General features: G+C 70.1%; 14 protein-coding genes and 1 riboswitch. Of the genes, 13 read left to right on the top strand and 1 reads right to left on the bottom strand.

All coding sequences use genetic code 11. The features are described from left to right. The first annotated feature begins 41 nt into the window (after positions 1 to 41). Positions 42 to 236, top strand: a riboswitch (cobalamin riboswitch). 48 nt (positions 237 to 284) lie between these two features. The 13 genes from bluB (at position 285) to nirD (ending at position 14,076) form a co-directional block, all read left to right on the top strand. Beyond that, complete coding sequence (gene bluB, locus AAG895_RS15220) at positions 285 to 1,133, top strand: 5,6-dimethylbenzimidazole synthase (RefSeq protein ID WP_345792833.1); 849 nt, start codon at positions 285 to 287, stop codon at positions 1,131 to 1,133. Between the two features lie 391 nt (positions 1,134 to 1,524). Further along, a complete protein-coding gene (gene pqqD, locus AAG895_RS15215; RefSeq protein WP_345792832.1) occupies positions 1,525 to 1,824 on the top strand; it encodes a pyrroloquinoline quinone biosynthesis peptide chaperone PqqD in 300 nt (99 codons plus the stop codon). Then, positions 1,793 to 3,019, top strand: coding sequence for a pyrroloquinoline quinone biosynthesis protein PqqE (gene pqqE / locus AAG895_RS15210; protein ID WP_345792831.1), 1,227 nt, complete (start codon positions 1,793 to 1,795; stop codon positions 3,017 to 3,019). The genes pqqD and pqqE overlap by 32 nt, the downstream gene beginning before the upstream one ends. A gap of 108 nt (positions 3,020 to 3,127) precedes the next feature. Beyond that, on the top strand, positions 3,128 to 3,631 hold the full coding sequence (locus AAG895_RS15205) for a urate hydroxylase PuuD (protein ID WP_345792830.1): 504 nt from the start codon (positions 3,128 to 3,130) through the stop codon (positions 3,629 to 3,631). Between the two features lie 79 nt (positions 3,632 to 3,710). After that, a complete protein-coding gene (gene serC / locus AAG895_RS15200; protein ID WP_345792829.1) occupies positions 3,711 to 4,859 on the top strand; it encodes a 3-phosphoserine/phosphohydroxythreonine transaminase in 1,149 nt (382 codons plus the stop codon). 170 nt (positions 4,860 to 5,029) lie between these two features. After that, complete coding sequence (locus AAG895_RS15195) at positions 5,030 to 5,770, top strand: dihydroorotate dehydrogenase (RefSeq protein WP_345792828.1); 741 nt, start codon at positions 5,030 to 5,032, stop codon at positions 5,768 to 5,770. Positions 5,771 to 5,897: 127 nt separating this feature from the next. After that, entirely contained in the window at positions 5,898 to 7,220 is a 1,323-nt protein-coding gene (locus tag AAG895_RS15190; RefSeq protein ID WP_345792827.1) for a nitrate- and nitrite sensing domain-containing protein, read from the top strand. Positions 7,221 to 7,624: 404 nt separating this feature from the next. Beyond that, the gene (locus tag AAG895_RS15185) at positions 7,625 to 8,932 is read left to right on the top strand and encodes an ABC transporter substrate-binding protein (RefSeq protein WP_345792826.1); all 1,308 of its coding nucleotides are present in this window, start codon (positions 7,625 to 7,627) and stop codon (positions 8,930 to 8,932) included. A 42-nt stretch (positions 8,933 to 8,974) separates the two neighbouring features. Continuing rightward, positions 8,975 to 9,835: a nitrate ABC transporter permease gene (gene ntrB, locus AAG895_RS15180; RefSeq protein ID WP_345792825.1), complete on the top strand. Its 861-nt coding sequence runs from the start codon at positions 8,975 to 8,977 to the stop codon at positions 9,833 to 9,835. A gap of 13 nt (positions 9,836 to 9,848) precedes the next feature. Further along, positions 9,849 to 10,706, top strand: coding sequence for an ABC transporter ATP-binding protein (locus tag AAG895_RS15175; protein WP_345792824.1), 858 nt, complete (start codon positions 9,849 to 9,851; stop codon positions 10,704 to 10,706). Between the two features lie 103 nt (positions 10,707 to 10,809). Continuing rightward, a complete protein-coding gene (locus AAG895_RS15170) occupies positions 10,810 to 11,202 on the top strand; it encodes a hypothetical protein (protein ID WP_345792823.1) in 393 nt (130 codons plus the stop codon). Positions 11,203 to 11,233: 31 nt separating this feature from the next. Beyond that, positions 11,234 to 13,738: a nitrite reductase large subunit NirB gene (nirB, locus tag AAG895_RS15165; protein WP_345792822.1), complete on the top strand. Its 2,505-nt coding sequence runs from the start codon at positions 11,234 to 11,236 to the stop codon at positions 13,736 to 13,738. Positions 13,739 to 13,764: 26 nt separating this feature from the next. Then, positions 13,765 to 14,076 carry a nitrite reductase small subunit NirD gene (gene nirD / locus AAG895_RS15160; protein WP_345792821.1) on the top strand — a complete coding sequence of 104 codons (312 nt, stop codon included), beginning with the start codon at positions 13,765 to 13,767 and terminating at the stop codon, positions 14,074 to 14,076. Positions 14,077 to 14,157: 81 nt separating this feature from the next. On the opposite strand, the gene AAG895_RS15155 is transcribed toward nirD, so the two are convergent. After that, positions 14,158 to 15,348, bottom strand: coding sequence for a multidrug effflux MFS transporter (locus AAG895_RS15155; protein ID WP_345792820.1), 1,191 nt, complete (start codon positions 15,346 to 15,348; stop codon positions 14,158 to 14,160). Positions 15,349 to 15,375 lie beyond the last annotated feature (27 nt).

Below are 15,375 nucleotides of genomic sequence, written 5' to 3'. Positions count from 1 at the left end.
CAATGGGGTCTGACCCCATTGATCTTGATCTTGCTAAGATTCGCGCTCGTTTGCTTCGGGGTGCCCGCGCCTGGCGCGGGAGAATCGGGAAGGCGGTGCCAGTCCGCCGCGCGCCCAGCGCCGTGAAGGGGATTGTCCGGGCGAGGTTCGCCCAGCCACTGGTCCGCGAGGACCGGGAAGGCGTCCGGACGAGATGATCCGCAGCCGGAAGACCGGCCTCGAAGCCTTGTCCGCAGCCGTCTGGTCGGCGGCTGCCCACTGCTCGTAGCCAAGGGGAATACTTCATGAGCAGCCCGACGCAGGCGCAGGCCGCGCCCTCGCGCGCCCACGCGCACGCCGACGCCGGCCCGGACGCGGCCGCGCCTCATTCATCCGGGGCGTCCGCTGGCCTTGCCGCGAACGCGCAACCGCGCTTCCAGACCGACCCGCGTTTCAGCACCGCCGAGCGCGACGCCGTCTACCGTGCCATCCACACCCGCCGCGACGTGCGCGGCGAGTTCCTGCCCGATGCCATCCCGGACGAGGTGCTCGCGCGCGTGCTCACCGCCGCCCACCATGCGCCTTCGGTCGGCTTCATGCAGCCCTGGGACTTCATCGTCGTGCGCTCGCGCGCGGTGCGGCAGAAGATCCACGCCGACTTCCTCGCCGCCCACGCCGAGGCCGAGCAGATGTTCGACGAGGCCAAGCGCGCCACCTACCGCAACCTCAAGCTCGAGGGCATCCTCGAGTCGCCGGTCAACCTCTGCATCACCTGCGACCGCAGCCGCCATGGCCCGGTGGTGATCGGGCGCACGCACATCGGCGCGATGGACGTCTACAGCGCAGTGTGTGCGGTGCAGAACCTGTGGCTGGCGGCGCGCGCCGAGAACCTCGGTGTCGGCTGGGTCAGCATCCTGCACCCGCAGGCCTTGCGCGAGGCGCTCGGCATCCCGGGGGAGATCATCCCGATCGCCTACCTGTGCATCGGCTACGTCCGCGACTTCCATGCCCAGCCGGAGCTCGAGGCGGCAGGCTGGCTGAAGCGCATGCCGCTGCCCGAGCTCCTGCATTTCGACGGCTGGCAGGGGCCGGCCGACGCCGGCAACGCGGGCCTGGTCGAGGAGATCCGCCAGCTTCGGCCGGGCGCGCGTTGACCCAGGTCAACGCGATTGCGCGCGGCGACAGAATCATGATTTTCGCCAGCGCGCGCTCGTGATCGCCCTCATGGCACGCCCCCGATTACGCGGATCCCGGGCGCTGCCGCCGCGGGGATGATGTGGGTGAGCCGGCCGCCGCGCCGGTTCGCCCACCATCATTCACGAGGAGACACATCATGCAATGGACCGACCCCGCGTACTGCGACATCCGGCTCGGCTTCGAAGTCACCGCCTACGTCTACGTGCGCTGAGCGCGCGCGGCCCGGCCGTCCACGGACGGCTGCGGGCCGCGGTCTCGCCCCGCGCATCGGCTTCCGCCACCGGGCTCATCACGCGCAGACGCCGCCGCGCCGCGCTCGACCTGCCCGCCCCCGCACCGGATGCACGCATGAACGACACCGCCCTCAGCCCGCCCGCCGCGGGCGAGCGCTACGCGCTCAACCCGATGTACCTCTTCCGCTGGGAGCCGACGCAGGATTCGCACGTCCTCCTCTACCCGGAAGGCATCGTCAAGCTCAACCAGACCGCCGGCGACATCATCGAGCGCTGCGACGGCCAACGCACCGTCGCCGAACTCGTCGCCGAGCTGCAACTGCGCTACCCGGGCGACGACGCGCGCGTGGCCGAAGGCGTCTACAAATTCCTGGAGGTGTTCCGTGCCAAAGGATGGATCCGTCGTCAGGCTTGACGGGCAGGGCAAGCCCTTGTGGCTGGTGCTCGAGCTCACCTACCGCTGCCCGCTGAAGTGCCCGTGGTGCAGCAACCCGGTCGATTACACCCGCGACGCCCAGGCCGAACTGAGCACCGCCGAGTGGAAGCGCGTGCTGCGCGAGGGCCGCGAGCTCGGCGCGCTGCAACTCGGCTTCACCGGCGGCGAGCCGCTGCTGCGCGAGGACCTCGAGGAACTCGTCGCCGAGGCGAGCGCGCTCGGCTACTACACCAATCTCATCACCTCGGGCGTCGGCCTGAGCGAGGAAAGGCTGCTCGCCCTCAAGGCCGCCGGACTCAAGCAGATCCAGCTCTCGCTGCAGTCGAGCGAGCGTGCGCTCACCGACGCCCTGGTCGGCGCGCGCGCCCACGAGCTCAAGCTCAAGGTCGCGCACATGATCAAGGCCCACGGTTTCCCGATGGTGCTCAACGTGCCGGTGTTCCGCCACAACATCGGCCAGGTCGAGGAGATCCTCGCGCTGGCCGAGGACATCGGCGTCGATTACCTCGAGTTCGCCAACATCCAGTACTACAACTGGGCGATGGTCAATCGCGACGAACTGCTGCCCTCGCTCGAGCAGCTGCAGACGGCCGAGCGCGCGGTGCAGGCGGCGCGCGAGCGCCTCGGCCAGCGCATGACGATCTACTTCGTGATCCCCGACTACTACGAGGGCCGGCCCAAGGCCTGCATGAACGGCTGGGGCGCGATCCACCTCACCATCGCCCCCGACGGTGTCGCCATGCCCTGCCAGGAGGCGCGCATCATCGAGGGTCTGGACTTCCCCAGCATCCGCGACAAGAGCCTGGCCTGGCTGTGGAACGAGTCGCCGACCTTCCGGAAATTCCGCGGCGACGAATGGATGAGCCCCACCTGCCGCAGCTGCGACGAGAAGGAGAAGGACTTCGGCGGCTGCCGCTGCCAGGCCTTCCTGCTCACCGGCGACGCGTCGAACACCGACCCCGCCTGCGCGCGCTCGCCGCATCACCACCTGATCACCGCGGCGATCGCCAGGGCGCATGCCCCCGGGCGCAGGGCCCAGCCGCTGGTGCTGCGCAACGATCGCAACGCGCGCCTGCTCGGCGCCAATGGCGGTTGCGCGACGGGTGGCTGCGCCGGCGGTGCCGCCGCGGGCAGTGACGCGGCCCTCGCCGTGGTGGAGGTCGATCATGTCTGATCTGCTGCTGCGCGTGTTCGACTCCTCGGTGGTGACGGTGGCGCTCGGCGTTGCCCTCACCGTGGCGCTGGCGCTCTTGCTGCGCCAGCTGATGTAGGGCGCACGACGATGGAGACCCTGTTCGAAGTGGCGGCGCGCTGGCTGCATGTCGTCGGCGCGCTGGTGTGGGTGGGGCACAACTACGCCACCGCGGTCACCCGCGCGCGCTACGCGCCCCTGAGCGCAGCCGACCTGTCCGACCCCGACAGCCCGCGCCAGCGCGCGCTCATGCAGCGCGAGCACGGCACCTTCCGCCATGCCTCGCTGCTGGTGCTCGGTAGCGGCGTGGCGATCCTGTGGCAGCGCGGCTGGCTCGCCGAGGCGCTCAGCCTGCAGGGCAGTCTCGCGCCGCTCGGGCTGGGCATCTGGCTGGCGGTGATCATGGTATGCAACCTGTGGTTCGTGCTGTGGCCGCACCAGAAGCGCGTGCTCGGCTTCGTCGCCGCGCCGGTGGACGAGCGCCTGCGCTGCGCGCGCATCACCTTCCTGTCGGCGCGGGTGAATACCATGCTGTCGATCCCGGTGCTGTTCTTCATGGCGGCGGGTGCGCATGGGATCGCACTGTTCTCCTGAGGCGAACGCTGCTGCGTCCGCGAGCTTCGCGGTCTGGCGCGCGCAGCGGGGATTCAGCTTCTCGGCCGCAGCGGGGCCGTTGCCGGCCGCGGTCGCGCATGAGGTCGCCGACGCCTGCCGGCCCGGGCCGGGCTCGATCCTGAGCCTGCCCTTCACCACGCCCGCCTACCGCACGCTGCAGGCGGAGACCGAGGCCTGCCTGCGCCGTCTGCTGGCGATCCCGGACGCGTTCGCCGTGCTGTTCCTGCCCGGCGGCGCGAGCGCACAGTTCGCCGCAGTGCCGATGAATCTGCTCGGGCGCGAGGGGGGCGCAGGGGCGGGTGCCCGGGCGAAGCGGGCGATCGGCGCGGACGCATGCGGTGGCGCCCGTGCGCGGGGCACGGCGACGCCTGCGGCCGCGCTCTACATCGACAGCGGATACTGGTCGCGACGGGCGATCGCGGAGGCGCAGCGCTTCGGGCCGGTGGACGTTCGCGAGCTCGCCGCCCTGAACCTGCCCGTGCTGGATGGGGACCCGGCGCAGGCATTCGCCTACGTGCATGTGACGCCGAACGAAACGGCCGACGGCCTGCAGTTTCCGCAGCTGCCGCTGACGCGGGCGCCGCTGGTGGCCGACCTGAGCTCCGAGTTCCTTACCCGTACGCTCGACTGGCAGCGCCTGAGCCTGGCCTATGCCGGCACGCAGAAGACGATCGGCACGCCCGGACTCACCCTGGTGGTGATCCGCCGCGCGCTCCTCGATCGCGCGCGCACCGACGTCCCGCGCGTGATGGACTACGCTGCCCAGGCCGCGGCCGATTCGCGCCTGTGCACGCCGCCGGTGCTCCCGGTCTTCGTCGCTCACCGCATGCTGCACTGGATCGAGGCCGCGGGCGGGGTGGCGGCGATGGCTGTCCGGCTGCAGCGCCGTCATGCGCTGATCGCGGCCGCGATGGCCGCGGGCGAGGCGGCCGGGCTCTACCGCTCGATGGTGCCTGCAGGTTGGCGCTCGCGGGTCAATCCGTGCTTCCAGCTGCCCGATGGCCGCGCCACCGGGCGCTTCCTGGCCGCTGCGGACGCCGCCGGACTGCGCGACCTGTGCGGCCATCCGGAGCGCGGCGGCGTCCGCCTCAGCCTGTACAACGGCCTTGCCGATGCGGCCGTGGAGGCGCTCGCCGGCTTCCTGGCCCGGTTCGCGCGCGGTGTCGGGGCGGACGCGGGCATGGCCAGTCGCGGCGGCGAGGCATGATCGCCGGCCCGACGCCGCGAGCGCTGCGCAGCCGCTGGTCCGTGCAGCGGCTTGCCCGGCGCGCCGCGCACGCCCCCTGTGCGCGCACTCGCGCCTGCACAGGCGATGCATCGGGCGCGGGCGTCCGCGGCGCGTCGTCGTCGTCGCCGTCGCCGCCTGCGGTCGAGGCGATGGGGCTGCGTTTCGCGACGCCGCTGCTGCTCGCGGCCGGCTTCGATCGCACGGGGCGCTTGCTGGCGGTTGCTGCGGCACTGGGTGTCGGCGGGGTGGAGACCGGCAGCCACCGTCCGTCAGCGCAGGGTCAGCTGCCACTGCTGCGGATCGCAGCGCTGCGCCATCCTGGTCGGGGCGCGGTCGCACGTCCGTGCCACGGCCTCAGCCTGCTCGTGCCCCGTGTGGAGGACGCCGGGGCGGCGGCGTGCCGCGGACGGCTGCGCGCTGCGCTCGCCGCGTGGCAGGCGTCTGCCGACTACGCGGTGCTCAACCCCGGGCGCAGCGGCGCCTCGCCGGCGCACTGCGTCGATCTGCTCGCGAGCCTTGCCGAAGTTCGCGACCGCCTGCCGCGCGTCCGGCGCCTGGCGCTGGTGGCCAAGCTGCCCGCCGCATGGATGGAGCGCGCGGACGCCGCGGTCTGGGCCCGGCACCTGGTCGAGGCGGGCGCCGACGGACTGCTGGTGTCGGCCGAGGGCGCGCCGCAACGCGCAGGCGAGCGACTGGCCGCGCTCGCCGATGCGCTCGGCGCCGAGGTCTGCCTGATCAGCGTGGGGGGCATCGATTCGGTGCGGGTGGCGGCGGCGCGCCTGGCTGCCGGCGCACGCCTGGTGCAGATCCATCGCGCGCTGCTGGCCACGCCGGAGCGCGTGCTGCCGCTGCTTGCCGGCATCGCGGCGCTCGGCCGCGGCGGGCGCTGAATCCGCGCCGGCTTCGCCGTGTCCCGCCCACGCCCGTCGTGCCTTGCATGGGTCTTGCTTGGGTCTCCCCTGTGGCTTGCCCGGTTGCCCACCTGGCGGCCCCCGCACCCCCCACGCTGGAGCCCCAATGGATTCGATGCTCGCCTTCCTCGTCGCCGCCCGCCGATGTGAAATCCACGACCTCGAGCAACTCGCGCGCAGTTGCGAACTCGTTCATGCGGTGAGCGAACTGGTGCATCGGCTGCAGGCCGAGCGCGGCGCATCCAACCTCCACCTCGCGTCCGGCGGCGCCAGCTTTGGCGCCGAACGCGCTGCGCGGGTCGAGGCCAGCGCTGCCGCGGAGGCTGCGGTGCGCGCCTGGCTGGCTCAGCCGGAGGTGTGCCAGGCGGAACCTGCCCAGGCGATGCCAGGCGGCGCACGCCTGTTCACCCGGGTCGCGTTCGCGCTTCATGCCCTCGATGGGCTGACCGGCACGCGCGCGGCGGTCGACGCGCTGCGCTGCACCGCGGGCGAGGCCACGCAGCACTTCAGCCGCGTGATCGCGGCCCTGCTCGCGCTGGTGTTCGAGGCCGCCGACGTGGCTGCGGAGCCGGCGGTGTCGCGGCTGCTGGTGGCGCTGTTCAACCTCATGCAGGGCAAGGAGCTCGCCGGCCAGGAGCGCGCCAGCGGTGCCGCGGCCTTCGCCGCAGGGGGTGCGGCGAGCGCGGGTGCGGGCGGCGAGCAGGCGCTGCTGCACCTGATCGAGGCGCAGGAGGCCTGCTTCGAGCGCTTCGAGGCCTTTTGCCCGCCGGCGGTGCGCTCGTCGTGGGAGCAGGCGCGCGCGCGCATGCCGATGGCCGAACTCGAGCGCCTGCGCCGCAAGCTGATCGCCGCCGGTCAGGGCGCGGCGCTCGAGCCGGCGCTGGCCGAACCCTGGTTCGCCTGCTGCTCGCAGCGCCTGGAGATCATGCGCGAGACCGAGGCTGCGCTCGCCGACGGCCTGCGCGCCGCGTGTGCCCAGCGCATCGCCGCGTTGCGGGCCGATCCGGACGATCCCCAGAGCCTGCTGCGGGCGCTCGCCGGGCTCCCCGCTGCACCCGCAGCGCTGGGCGCGCTGGTGGGTCCCTCGGCGGGCGAAGCCGGTGCTGGCGTGCCAAACCGCCCGGCCGGTGATGAGCCGGCCGGCGGCGAGCCGATCGGCCCGCGGCTGACGCGCTCGATCGTCGATGTGCTGCAGGCGCAGTCGCTGCGGCTGCAGGCAATGAGCGACGAGCTTGCAGCGGTGCGTGCCACCCTTGACGAGCGCAAGCTGGTCGAGCGCGCCAAGGGCGTGCTGATGCGCCACCAGGGGCTGGCCGAGGACGAGGCCTATCGCCTGCTGCGGCAGACGGCCATGAACCAGGGCCGGCGCCTGGTGGACGTGGCGCAGGCCGTGCTCGCGATGGCCGAGTTGCTGCCCCGCCGGGCCTGAGCGCCGGCTGCCCCCGTCACCACCGACGCCGCACCCGCGGACGGGCGGGCAGGTCGTGGACGGCGCCCGTGCGATCGCCGGCGGCATCGTTCTCCCGACGCTCACCGGCGCACCGGGCTTGTGCGCCAAGACGATCTGCTGCACTGCAGCAGTGCATGGCCGAAGCCGGTCCGCCCTCGTCGATCGTGCGCGAAACCCAGCTGGCGCAAGGAAAAAGGAGGTCCTGAAAGACCTGGCACGAGTCGTGCGTAAGCTGAATCGAGGCGGAACCAAAGGCGGTTCGAGACTCAGTGTGGCGCCCGGCGCGCCACATCCCGGACAAAGGCGTCCATCCATTGCCAGTCTTAGCGCGGGCAGGGATGGGCGCCTTATTGCTTTCAGCGGTTCACATTCAGGAGTCGATCATGGGCAACAAGGCAATCAAGCAGTCGGACTTCAGCCGTCGTGACTTCATGCGCAGCGCCGCCGCGCTGACCGGGGCGGCGATGGTGGGTGGGTTGTGGTCGAGCCGGGCGCGGGCCGCCGGTGGCGCGCTCGAGACGACGAAGGCCAAGCTCGGCTTCATCGCCCTCACCGACGCCGCGCCGCTCTTCGTCGCCGACGAGAAGGGCTTTTTCGCCAGGCACGGCATGACCGAGGTCGAGGTGCTCAAGCAGTCGTCCTGGGGCACCACCCGCGACAACCTGGTGCTGGGCTCGGCGCGCAACGGCATCGACGGTGCCCACATCCTCACCCCCATGCCCTACCTGATCGCCAGCGGGGCGATGACGGCCAACAACGTGCCGGTGCCGATGTACATCCTCGCCCGCCTGAACCTGGCCGGGCAGTGCATCTCGGTGGGCAACGAGTACAAGGACCTCAAGGTCGGCACCGACACGACCGCGTTCAAGGCGGCGCTCGCCGCCAAGCGCGCCAGCGGCAAGCCGGTCAACGCGGCGATGACCTTCCCCGGCGGCACCCACGACATGTGGATCCGCTACTGGCTGGCCGCGGGGGGCATCGACCCCACGCGCGACATCTCCACGATCGTGGTGCCGCCGGCGCAGATGGTGGCCAACATGAAGGTGGGCAGCATGGACACCTTCTGCGTGTGCGAGCCGTGGAACCGCCAGCTCATCAACCAGGGCATCGGCTACACCGCCAACACCACCGGCGAGCTGTGGCACAACCACCCCGAGAAGGCCTTCGGTATGCGCGCCGACTACGTGGATGCGAACCCGAACGCGACCAAGGCCCTGCTCAAGGCGGTGATGGAGGCGCAGATGTTCTGCGAGGACCCCGCCAACCGCGAGGAGGTGGCGCGGATCTGTGCCAAGCGGCGCTGGATCAACGCGCCCTTCGAGGACATCGTCGATCGCATGCGCGGCGACTTCGACTACGGCACCGGCCGCGTGGTCGAGAACAGCCCGCAGCAGATGCGCTACTGGAAGGACCAGGCGTCCTACCCCTTCCAGAGCCACGACCTGTGGTTCCTCACCGAGAACATCCGCTGGGGCTACCTGCCGCGCGACTTCGACATGAAGGGCTGGGTGGCCAAGGTCAACCGCGAGGATCTGTGGCGCCAGGCCGCCAAGGAGCTCGGCGTGGCGGCAGCCGACATCCCGGCCTCGACCTCGCGTGGCGTCGAGACCTTCTTCGACGGCAAGGTCTTCGACCCGGCCAATCCCATGGCTTATCTCGACAGCCTCGCCATCAAGAGCGTGCGTGGCTGACGCCCGCGACCACACGCATCCCGCATTCGCAAGGAGTCCGCCATGAGCGACACGACCTCGATCGCCGGCCTTGCGCCGGCCCCCGCTGCGCCTCCGGCGTGGCGCATGCACGCCCTCGCGCTCTACCGGCGTTTCGCCCAGCATGTGCTGCCGCCGCTGGTGGTGCTGATGCTGCTGGTCACGATCTGGGAGCTGCTCTGTACCCGTCCCGGCGCAGCGCTGCCCCCGCCGAGCCAGGTGCTCTCCGACACCTGGGAGCTGATCATCGACCCCTTCTTCGACAACGGGGGCAACGACGTCGGCCTGGCCTGGCAGATCCTCGCCAGCCTCGAGCGCGTGGCCTACGGCTACCTGCTCGCGGTGATCGCCGGGGTGAGCCTGGGTGTGCTGGTCGGGCAATCGACCTGGGCGCTGCGCGGGCTCGACCCGATCTTCCAGGTGCTGCGCACGGTGCCGCCGCTGGCCTGGCTGCCGATCTCGCTGGCCGGCTTCCAGGACAGCAATCCGTCGGCGATCTTCGTGATCTTCATCACCGCGATCTGGCCGATCATCATCAACACCTCGGTGGGCATCCGGAACATCCCCGAGGACTACCGCAACGTCGCCCGCGTGATCCGGCTCAATGGCATCGAGTACTTCTGGAAGATCATGCTGCCGGCTGCCTCGCCCTACATCTTCTCGGGCCTGCGCATCGGCGTCGGCCTGTCGTGGCTGGCGATCGTCGCCGCCGAGATGCTGATCGGCGGCGTGGGCATCGGCTTCTTCATCTGGGACGCATGGAATTCGTCGCGCATCAGCGACATCATCCTCGCCCTCGTCTATGTCGGCGTCGTCGGCTTCCTGCTCGACCGTATCGTCGCCTGGGCCGGCCGGCGCGTCACCCGTGGCACCACCCCCGCCTGAGGAGCACCCGATCATGAGCCAAGCCTATCTCAGCATCTCCCGCGTCGACATGGCGTTCTCCCGCGGCGGCGTCACCAACCCGGTGCTCGCCGACGTCAATCTCGACATCCAGCGCGGTGAGTACATCTCGCTCATCGGCCACTCCGGCTGCGGCAAATCCACCGTGCTCAACATCGTCGCCGGCCTGCTGCGCGCGACCTCGGGCGGCGTCATCGTCGATGGGCGCGAGGTCAACGCGCCCGGACCCGACCGCGCGCTGGTGTTCCAGAACCACTCGCTGCTGCCCTGGCTGACCGTCTACCAGAACGTCGAGATCGCGGTGCAGAAGATCTTCCAGGGCAAGCGCAGCGCCGCCGAGCAGCGCGACTGGATCCTGCACAACCTCGAGATGGTCAGCATGAGCCACGCCCTCGACCGCCTGCCGGCGGAGATCTCGGGTGGCATGAAGCAGCGCGTCGGCATCGCCCGCGCGCTGGCGATGGAGCCCAAGGTGCTGCTGCTCGACGAGCCCTTCGGCGCGCTCGACGCGCTCACCCGCGCCCACCTCCAGGACGAGGTCATGCGCATCCAGTCCGAGCTGCACAACACGGTGATGATGATCACGCACGATGTGGACGAGGCGGTGCTGCTGTCCGACCGCATCGTGATGATGACCAATGGCCCCTCGGCCACCATCGGCCAGGTGCTCGACATCGACCTGCCACGCCCGCGCGACCGCCTCGAGCTCGCCGACGATGCGCGCTACACGCACTACCGTCACGAGGTGCTGAGCTTCCTGTACGAGAAGCAGCGCAAGGTCGAGCCGATCGGCAGCGCCCGTGCGCGCAGCGCGGCTACAGCCAAGCGTGAGTCTGCCGCAATGCGCGCCTGAGCCGCCTGCGCCTGGCCCCATAGGCAGTTTTTGTGATCGAAGCCCCGGAGGGAGCAGACGCATGAGCACATGCGCGATGGAGACAGCACGTGTTGGAGACAGGGTGGCCGACGCCGAGCTGGCGGGCCCGCTGCTGATTGTTGACGAGATGGCCCAGGCCGACTGGTCGTCACTGGTCAGCAGCAAGGCCACGCTGGTTTTTCGCGGCGGGATCACGCAGCTGCTGCAGATCGTTGCCCGCCTGATTGCGGCAGGGATGGCGCGCAACACCCCCGCGGCCGTGGTGGGGGCGGACGGTGCGGGCTGCGTGCCCGCGCTGCGTGCCAGCCTCGCCGAGTTGCCTGTTCGTGTTGCCGGCGAGCCGCTGTCCGCCTCGGCGTTGATCGTGGTGGGAGGCCTTGCCGATTCTTCCGAACAGCTATGGCCCGTCCTGACGGCGGCGGAGGTCCCGGTTCCGGGGCCCTCGATCCCGGTGTGTCGAATGCTTGCCTACTGAATCCGAAATCGCATCGTTGCGGAGAAGCGTTATGAAGAAGATGAAACTCGTGTTGGTCGGCAATGGCATGGCCGGCGTGCGCACGATCGAGGAGCTGCTGAAGCTCGCCCCCGACCTGTACGACATCACCGTGTTCGGCGCCGAGCCGCACGGCAACTACAACCGCATCCTGCTCTCGCCGGTGCTGGCCGGCGAGATGACGCTGCCCGAGATCATGCTCAACGATCTCGACTGGTACCGCGACAACGGCATCACGCTGCACGCCGGCAGGCAGGCGACGAAGATCGACCGCATCCGGCGCAAGGTGATCGCCGAGTCGAAGGACGGCAGCGTCACCGAGGCGGACTACGACCGCCTGCTGCTGGCGACCGGCTCCACCCCCTTCATCCCGCCCATACCCGGCAACGACCTGCCCGGCGTGCTCGGCTATCGCGACATCGCAGACACCGAGGCGATGATCGAGGCCGCGGGCAAGTACCGCCATGCGGTGGTGATCGGCGCCGGCCTGCTTGGCCTGGAGGCCGCCAACGGCCTGATGCTGCGCGGCATGGACGTCACCGTGGTGCACATCGGCGAGTGGATCATGGAGCGCCAGCTCGACAAGGCCGCCGCCGACATGCTGCAGGCCTCGCTCGAGGCCAAGGGCATGAAGTTCCTGCTCGCGCGCCAGACCGAGGCGCTGCTGCCGGCGCGCAACGCGGCGGGCGGCATGCGGGGCGAGGACGGTGCCGAGCGCGTCGGCGCGGTGCGCTTCAAGGACGGCATGGAGATCCCCGCCGACCTCGTGGTGGTCGCCGCCGGTATCCGGCCGAACTGCACGCTCGCCGAATCCGCCGGCCTCTACTGCGGCAGCGGCCGGGTGCGCGGCATCCATGTCTCGGACACGCTGCAGACGGTCACCGACCCACGCATCTACGCGGTGGGCGAGTGCGTGGCGCACCGCGGCGTCGCCTATGGCCTGGTGGCGCCGCTGTTCGAGCAGGGCAAGGTGTGCGCCAACCACCTCGCCAACTTCGGCATCGGTCGCTATGAGGGTTCGGTGACCTCGACCAAGCTCAAGGTCACCGGCATCGACGTGTTCTCGGCGGGCGATTTCAGCGGCGGCCCGGGCACCGAGGAGATCGTGCTCCACGACAAGCAGGGCGGTGTGTACAAGCGCGTCGTGCTCAAGGACGACCGCATCGTCGGCTCGGTGCTCTACGGCGACACCGCCGACGGCGCCTGGTACTTCCAGCTGATGAAGGACCGCCAGGACATCCACGAGATCCGCGACCACCTGATGTTCGGCCAGAACAAGCTCGGCGATGCCGGCCACAAGGGCGAGAACCGCGCCGCCAGCATGCCCGACACCGCCGAGGTGTGCGGCTGCAACGGCGTGTGCAAGGGCACCATCGTCAAGGCGATCAAGGAGCAGGGGCTGTTCACCCTCGACGAGGTCAAGAAGCACACCAAGGCGGCGTCCTCCTGCGGCTCCTGCACCGGCCTGGTCGAGCAGATCCTCGCCTCCACCGTGGGCGGCGCCTACCAGGCGGTCAGCGCCAGCGACAAGCCGGTGTGCGCCTGCACCGAGCATTCGCACAAGGTGGTGCGCGAGGCGATCTTCAAGCACCACCTCACCAGCAAGGAGGCGGTGTTCGAGACGCTCGGCTGGCGCACGCCCAACGGCTGCGACAAGTGCCGGCCGGCGGTCAATTACTACCTGATCTCGTCGTGGCCGCACGAGGCCAGGGACGATCCGCAGTCGCGCTTCATCAACGAGCGCGCGCACGCCAACATCCAGAAGGACGGCACCTACTCGGTTGTACCGCGGATGTGGGGCGGGCTCACCACGCCTGCCGAGCTGCGCGCCATTGCCGACGCCGCCGAGAAGTACAAGGTGCCCACGGTCAAGGTCACCGGCGGCCAGCGCATCGACCTGCTCGGCATCCGGAAGGAAGACCTGCCCTACATCTGGGCCGACCTCAACGCCGCCGGCATGGTCTCGGGCCACGCCTACGGCAAGTCGATCCGCACCGTGAAGACCTGCGTCGGCGCCGAGCACTGCCGCTTCGGCACCCAGCTGGCGATGGACATGGGGGTCAAGCTCGAGAAGATGCTGTTCGACATGTATGCGCCGCACAAGGTCAAGCTCGCGGTCTCCGGCTGCCCGCGCAACTGCGCCGAGGCCGGCATCAAGGACGTCGGCGTGATCGGCGTCGATTCCGGCTACGAGCTCTACGTCGGCGGCAACGGCGGCATCAAGACCGAGGTCGCGCAGTTCCTGTGCAAGGTCGGCAGCGACGAGGAGGTCATGGAGTATTCCGGCGCCTTCCTGCAGCTCTACCGCGAGGAGGGCTGGTACCTCGAGCGCACCGTGCATTGGCTCGAGCGTGTCGGCCTCGACTACGTCAAGTCGCAGGTGGTCGAGGATGGCGAGAACCGCCGCCGCCTGCACGCCCGCCTGCTCGACGCGCTGAAGGACGCCCGCGACCCCTGGGAGACCAGCCGCGAAGCCCAGGCCGTCAAGCAGTTCATCCCGATCAAGGTCGAGGCCTGAACGGCCCGCACATACGAGGACACGCCATGAGCAACTGGAAACGCATCTGCCTGCTGGACGACATCCCGCGCCTGGGCGCGCGCGTCGTGCAGCGCGCCAGCGGCGGCGACATCGCCGTCTTCCGCAACGCCGAGGACGAGGTCTTCGCGCTCCACGACAAGTGTGCCCACAAGGGCGGCCCGCTGTCGCAGGGCATCGTCCACGGGCGCAAGGTCACCTGCCCGCTGCACGGCTGGAACTTCAACCTTCAGGATGGGCAGGCGCTGGCGCCGGACGTGGGGGTGTGCGCGAGCTTCGAGGTCAAGGTCGAGGGTGGGGAGGTCTGGCTGGCGGTGTGAGGGCGCGCGGCCGAAGCGTTGAGCGATTGCGTGTGCGCCAGTCCGGCGTGCTGGCGCCCACTCGTGCGGCCTCGGCGAGGCTTACCCCGCCGCCCCCAGCCGCACCCGCTGCACCGGCACCCAGGCGATGAACGCCACCGCGGCGCTGCACAAGGCGACGCCGACGATCATCGGTAGCGCGCTGCCGTCCATGTTGGCGCCCACCCAGTACGCGGCGCCGAAGGCCACCACCATCATCAGGAAACCGGTGATCGCCGACGCGGCGCCGGCGGCCTTCGGAAACGGTGCGACCGCGCCACTCTGGCCGCAGGGCTGGTGTACCCCATGTCCGAGCATGAAGATGAAGGCCGGCACCATGATCGTCCATACCGTGCTCGCCCCGGCCAGCGCGAAGGCCAGCATCAGACCGCCGCCGCTCAAGGACAAGGCGCCGCCGATCATCACGCTGCGCTGCACGCCGATACGCAGGATCAAGCGCCGGCACAGGATCGTGCCGACGATGTAGAACGCGGAAAGCATGAGCAGCAGCATGCCGTAGAAGCTTGGCGAGGTGCCGAGCAGATTGATGAACACGAAGGACGACGCCGACAGGATGCAGAACAGTCCGCCGAAGGAGGCGGTGCAGAGCGAGGCATATGTCCAGAAGCTGCGGTTGCCCAGGATGCCGCGCGCGGTGCGCAGCAGAACGGCGGGCTGAAGTGCCTCGGGATTGCGTTCGTGCAGGGTCTCCCTGAAGGTCCGGAGCACGACGAGCAGCGTGATTGCGCCCATCACGGTCAGCGCGAGCAAGGTCGCGCGCCAGCCGAACCATTCCGCCAGCAGGCCGCCAATCCATGGGCTCAGGCAGGCTGCGACGCCCAGCCCGGAGAGGCCCTTGCTCATCGCCCGCGCGCCCTCCTGCGGTGCATAGAGATCGCGCACGATTGCCCGCGCGCACACCGTTCCTGCGCCCATGAAGGCGCCCTGCAGGGTGCGCCAGACCACCATCATCTCGATCGAGCCGGCAAGCGCGCTGCCGATCGCCGCCAGCGTGTACCCCGCCAGCCCGATCAGCAGCACCCTGCGCCGCCCGATCCGGTCGGATAGCGGCCCCCAGAACAATTGCGACGCGCCGAAGGCGAGCAGCAGCGCGGTCAGCGTGAGTTGCGCGTGGGGCGGGGCCACGCCGAGGCCGGCGCTGAGCGCGGGCAGGGCGGGGAGGTAGAGATCGGTGGTGATCGGCTGCAGGCCGAGCAGCAGCGAAAGGATGAGGATGACGAGGGGCGAGGACATTGAGCGCAAGAAATCGATAATCTGGGA

This window comes from Thauera sp. JM12B12 (genome assembly GCF_039614725.1).
In the GTDB taxonomy this organism is placed as follows: domain Bacteria; phylum Pseudomonadota; class Gammaproteobacteria; order Burkholderiales; family Rhodocyclaceae; genus Thauera.
This window is presented reverse-complemented; position numbering and strand designations above follow the sequence as displayed.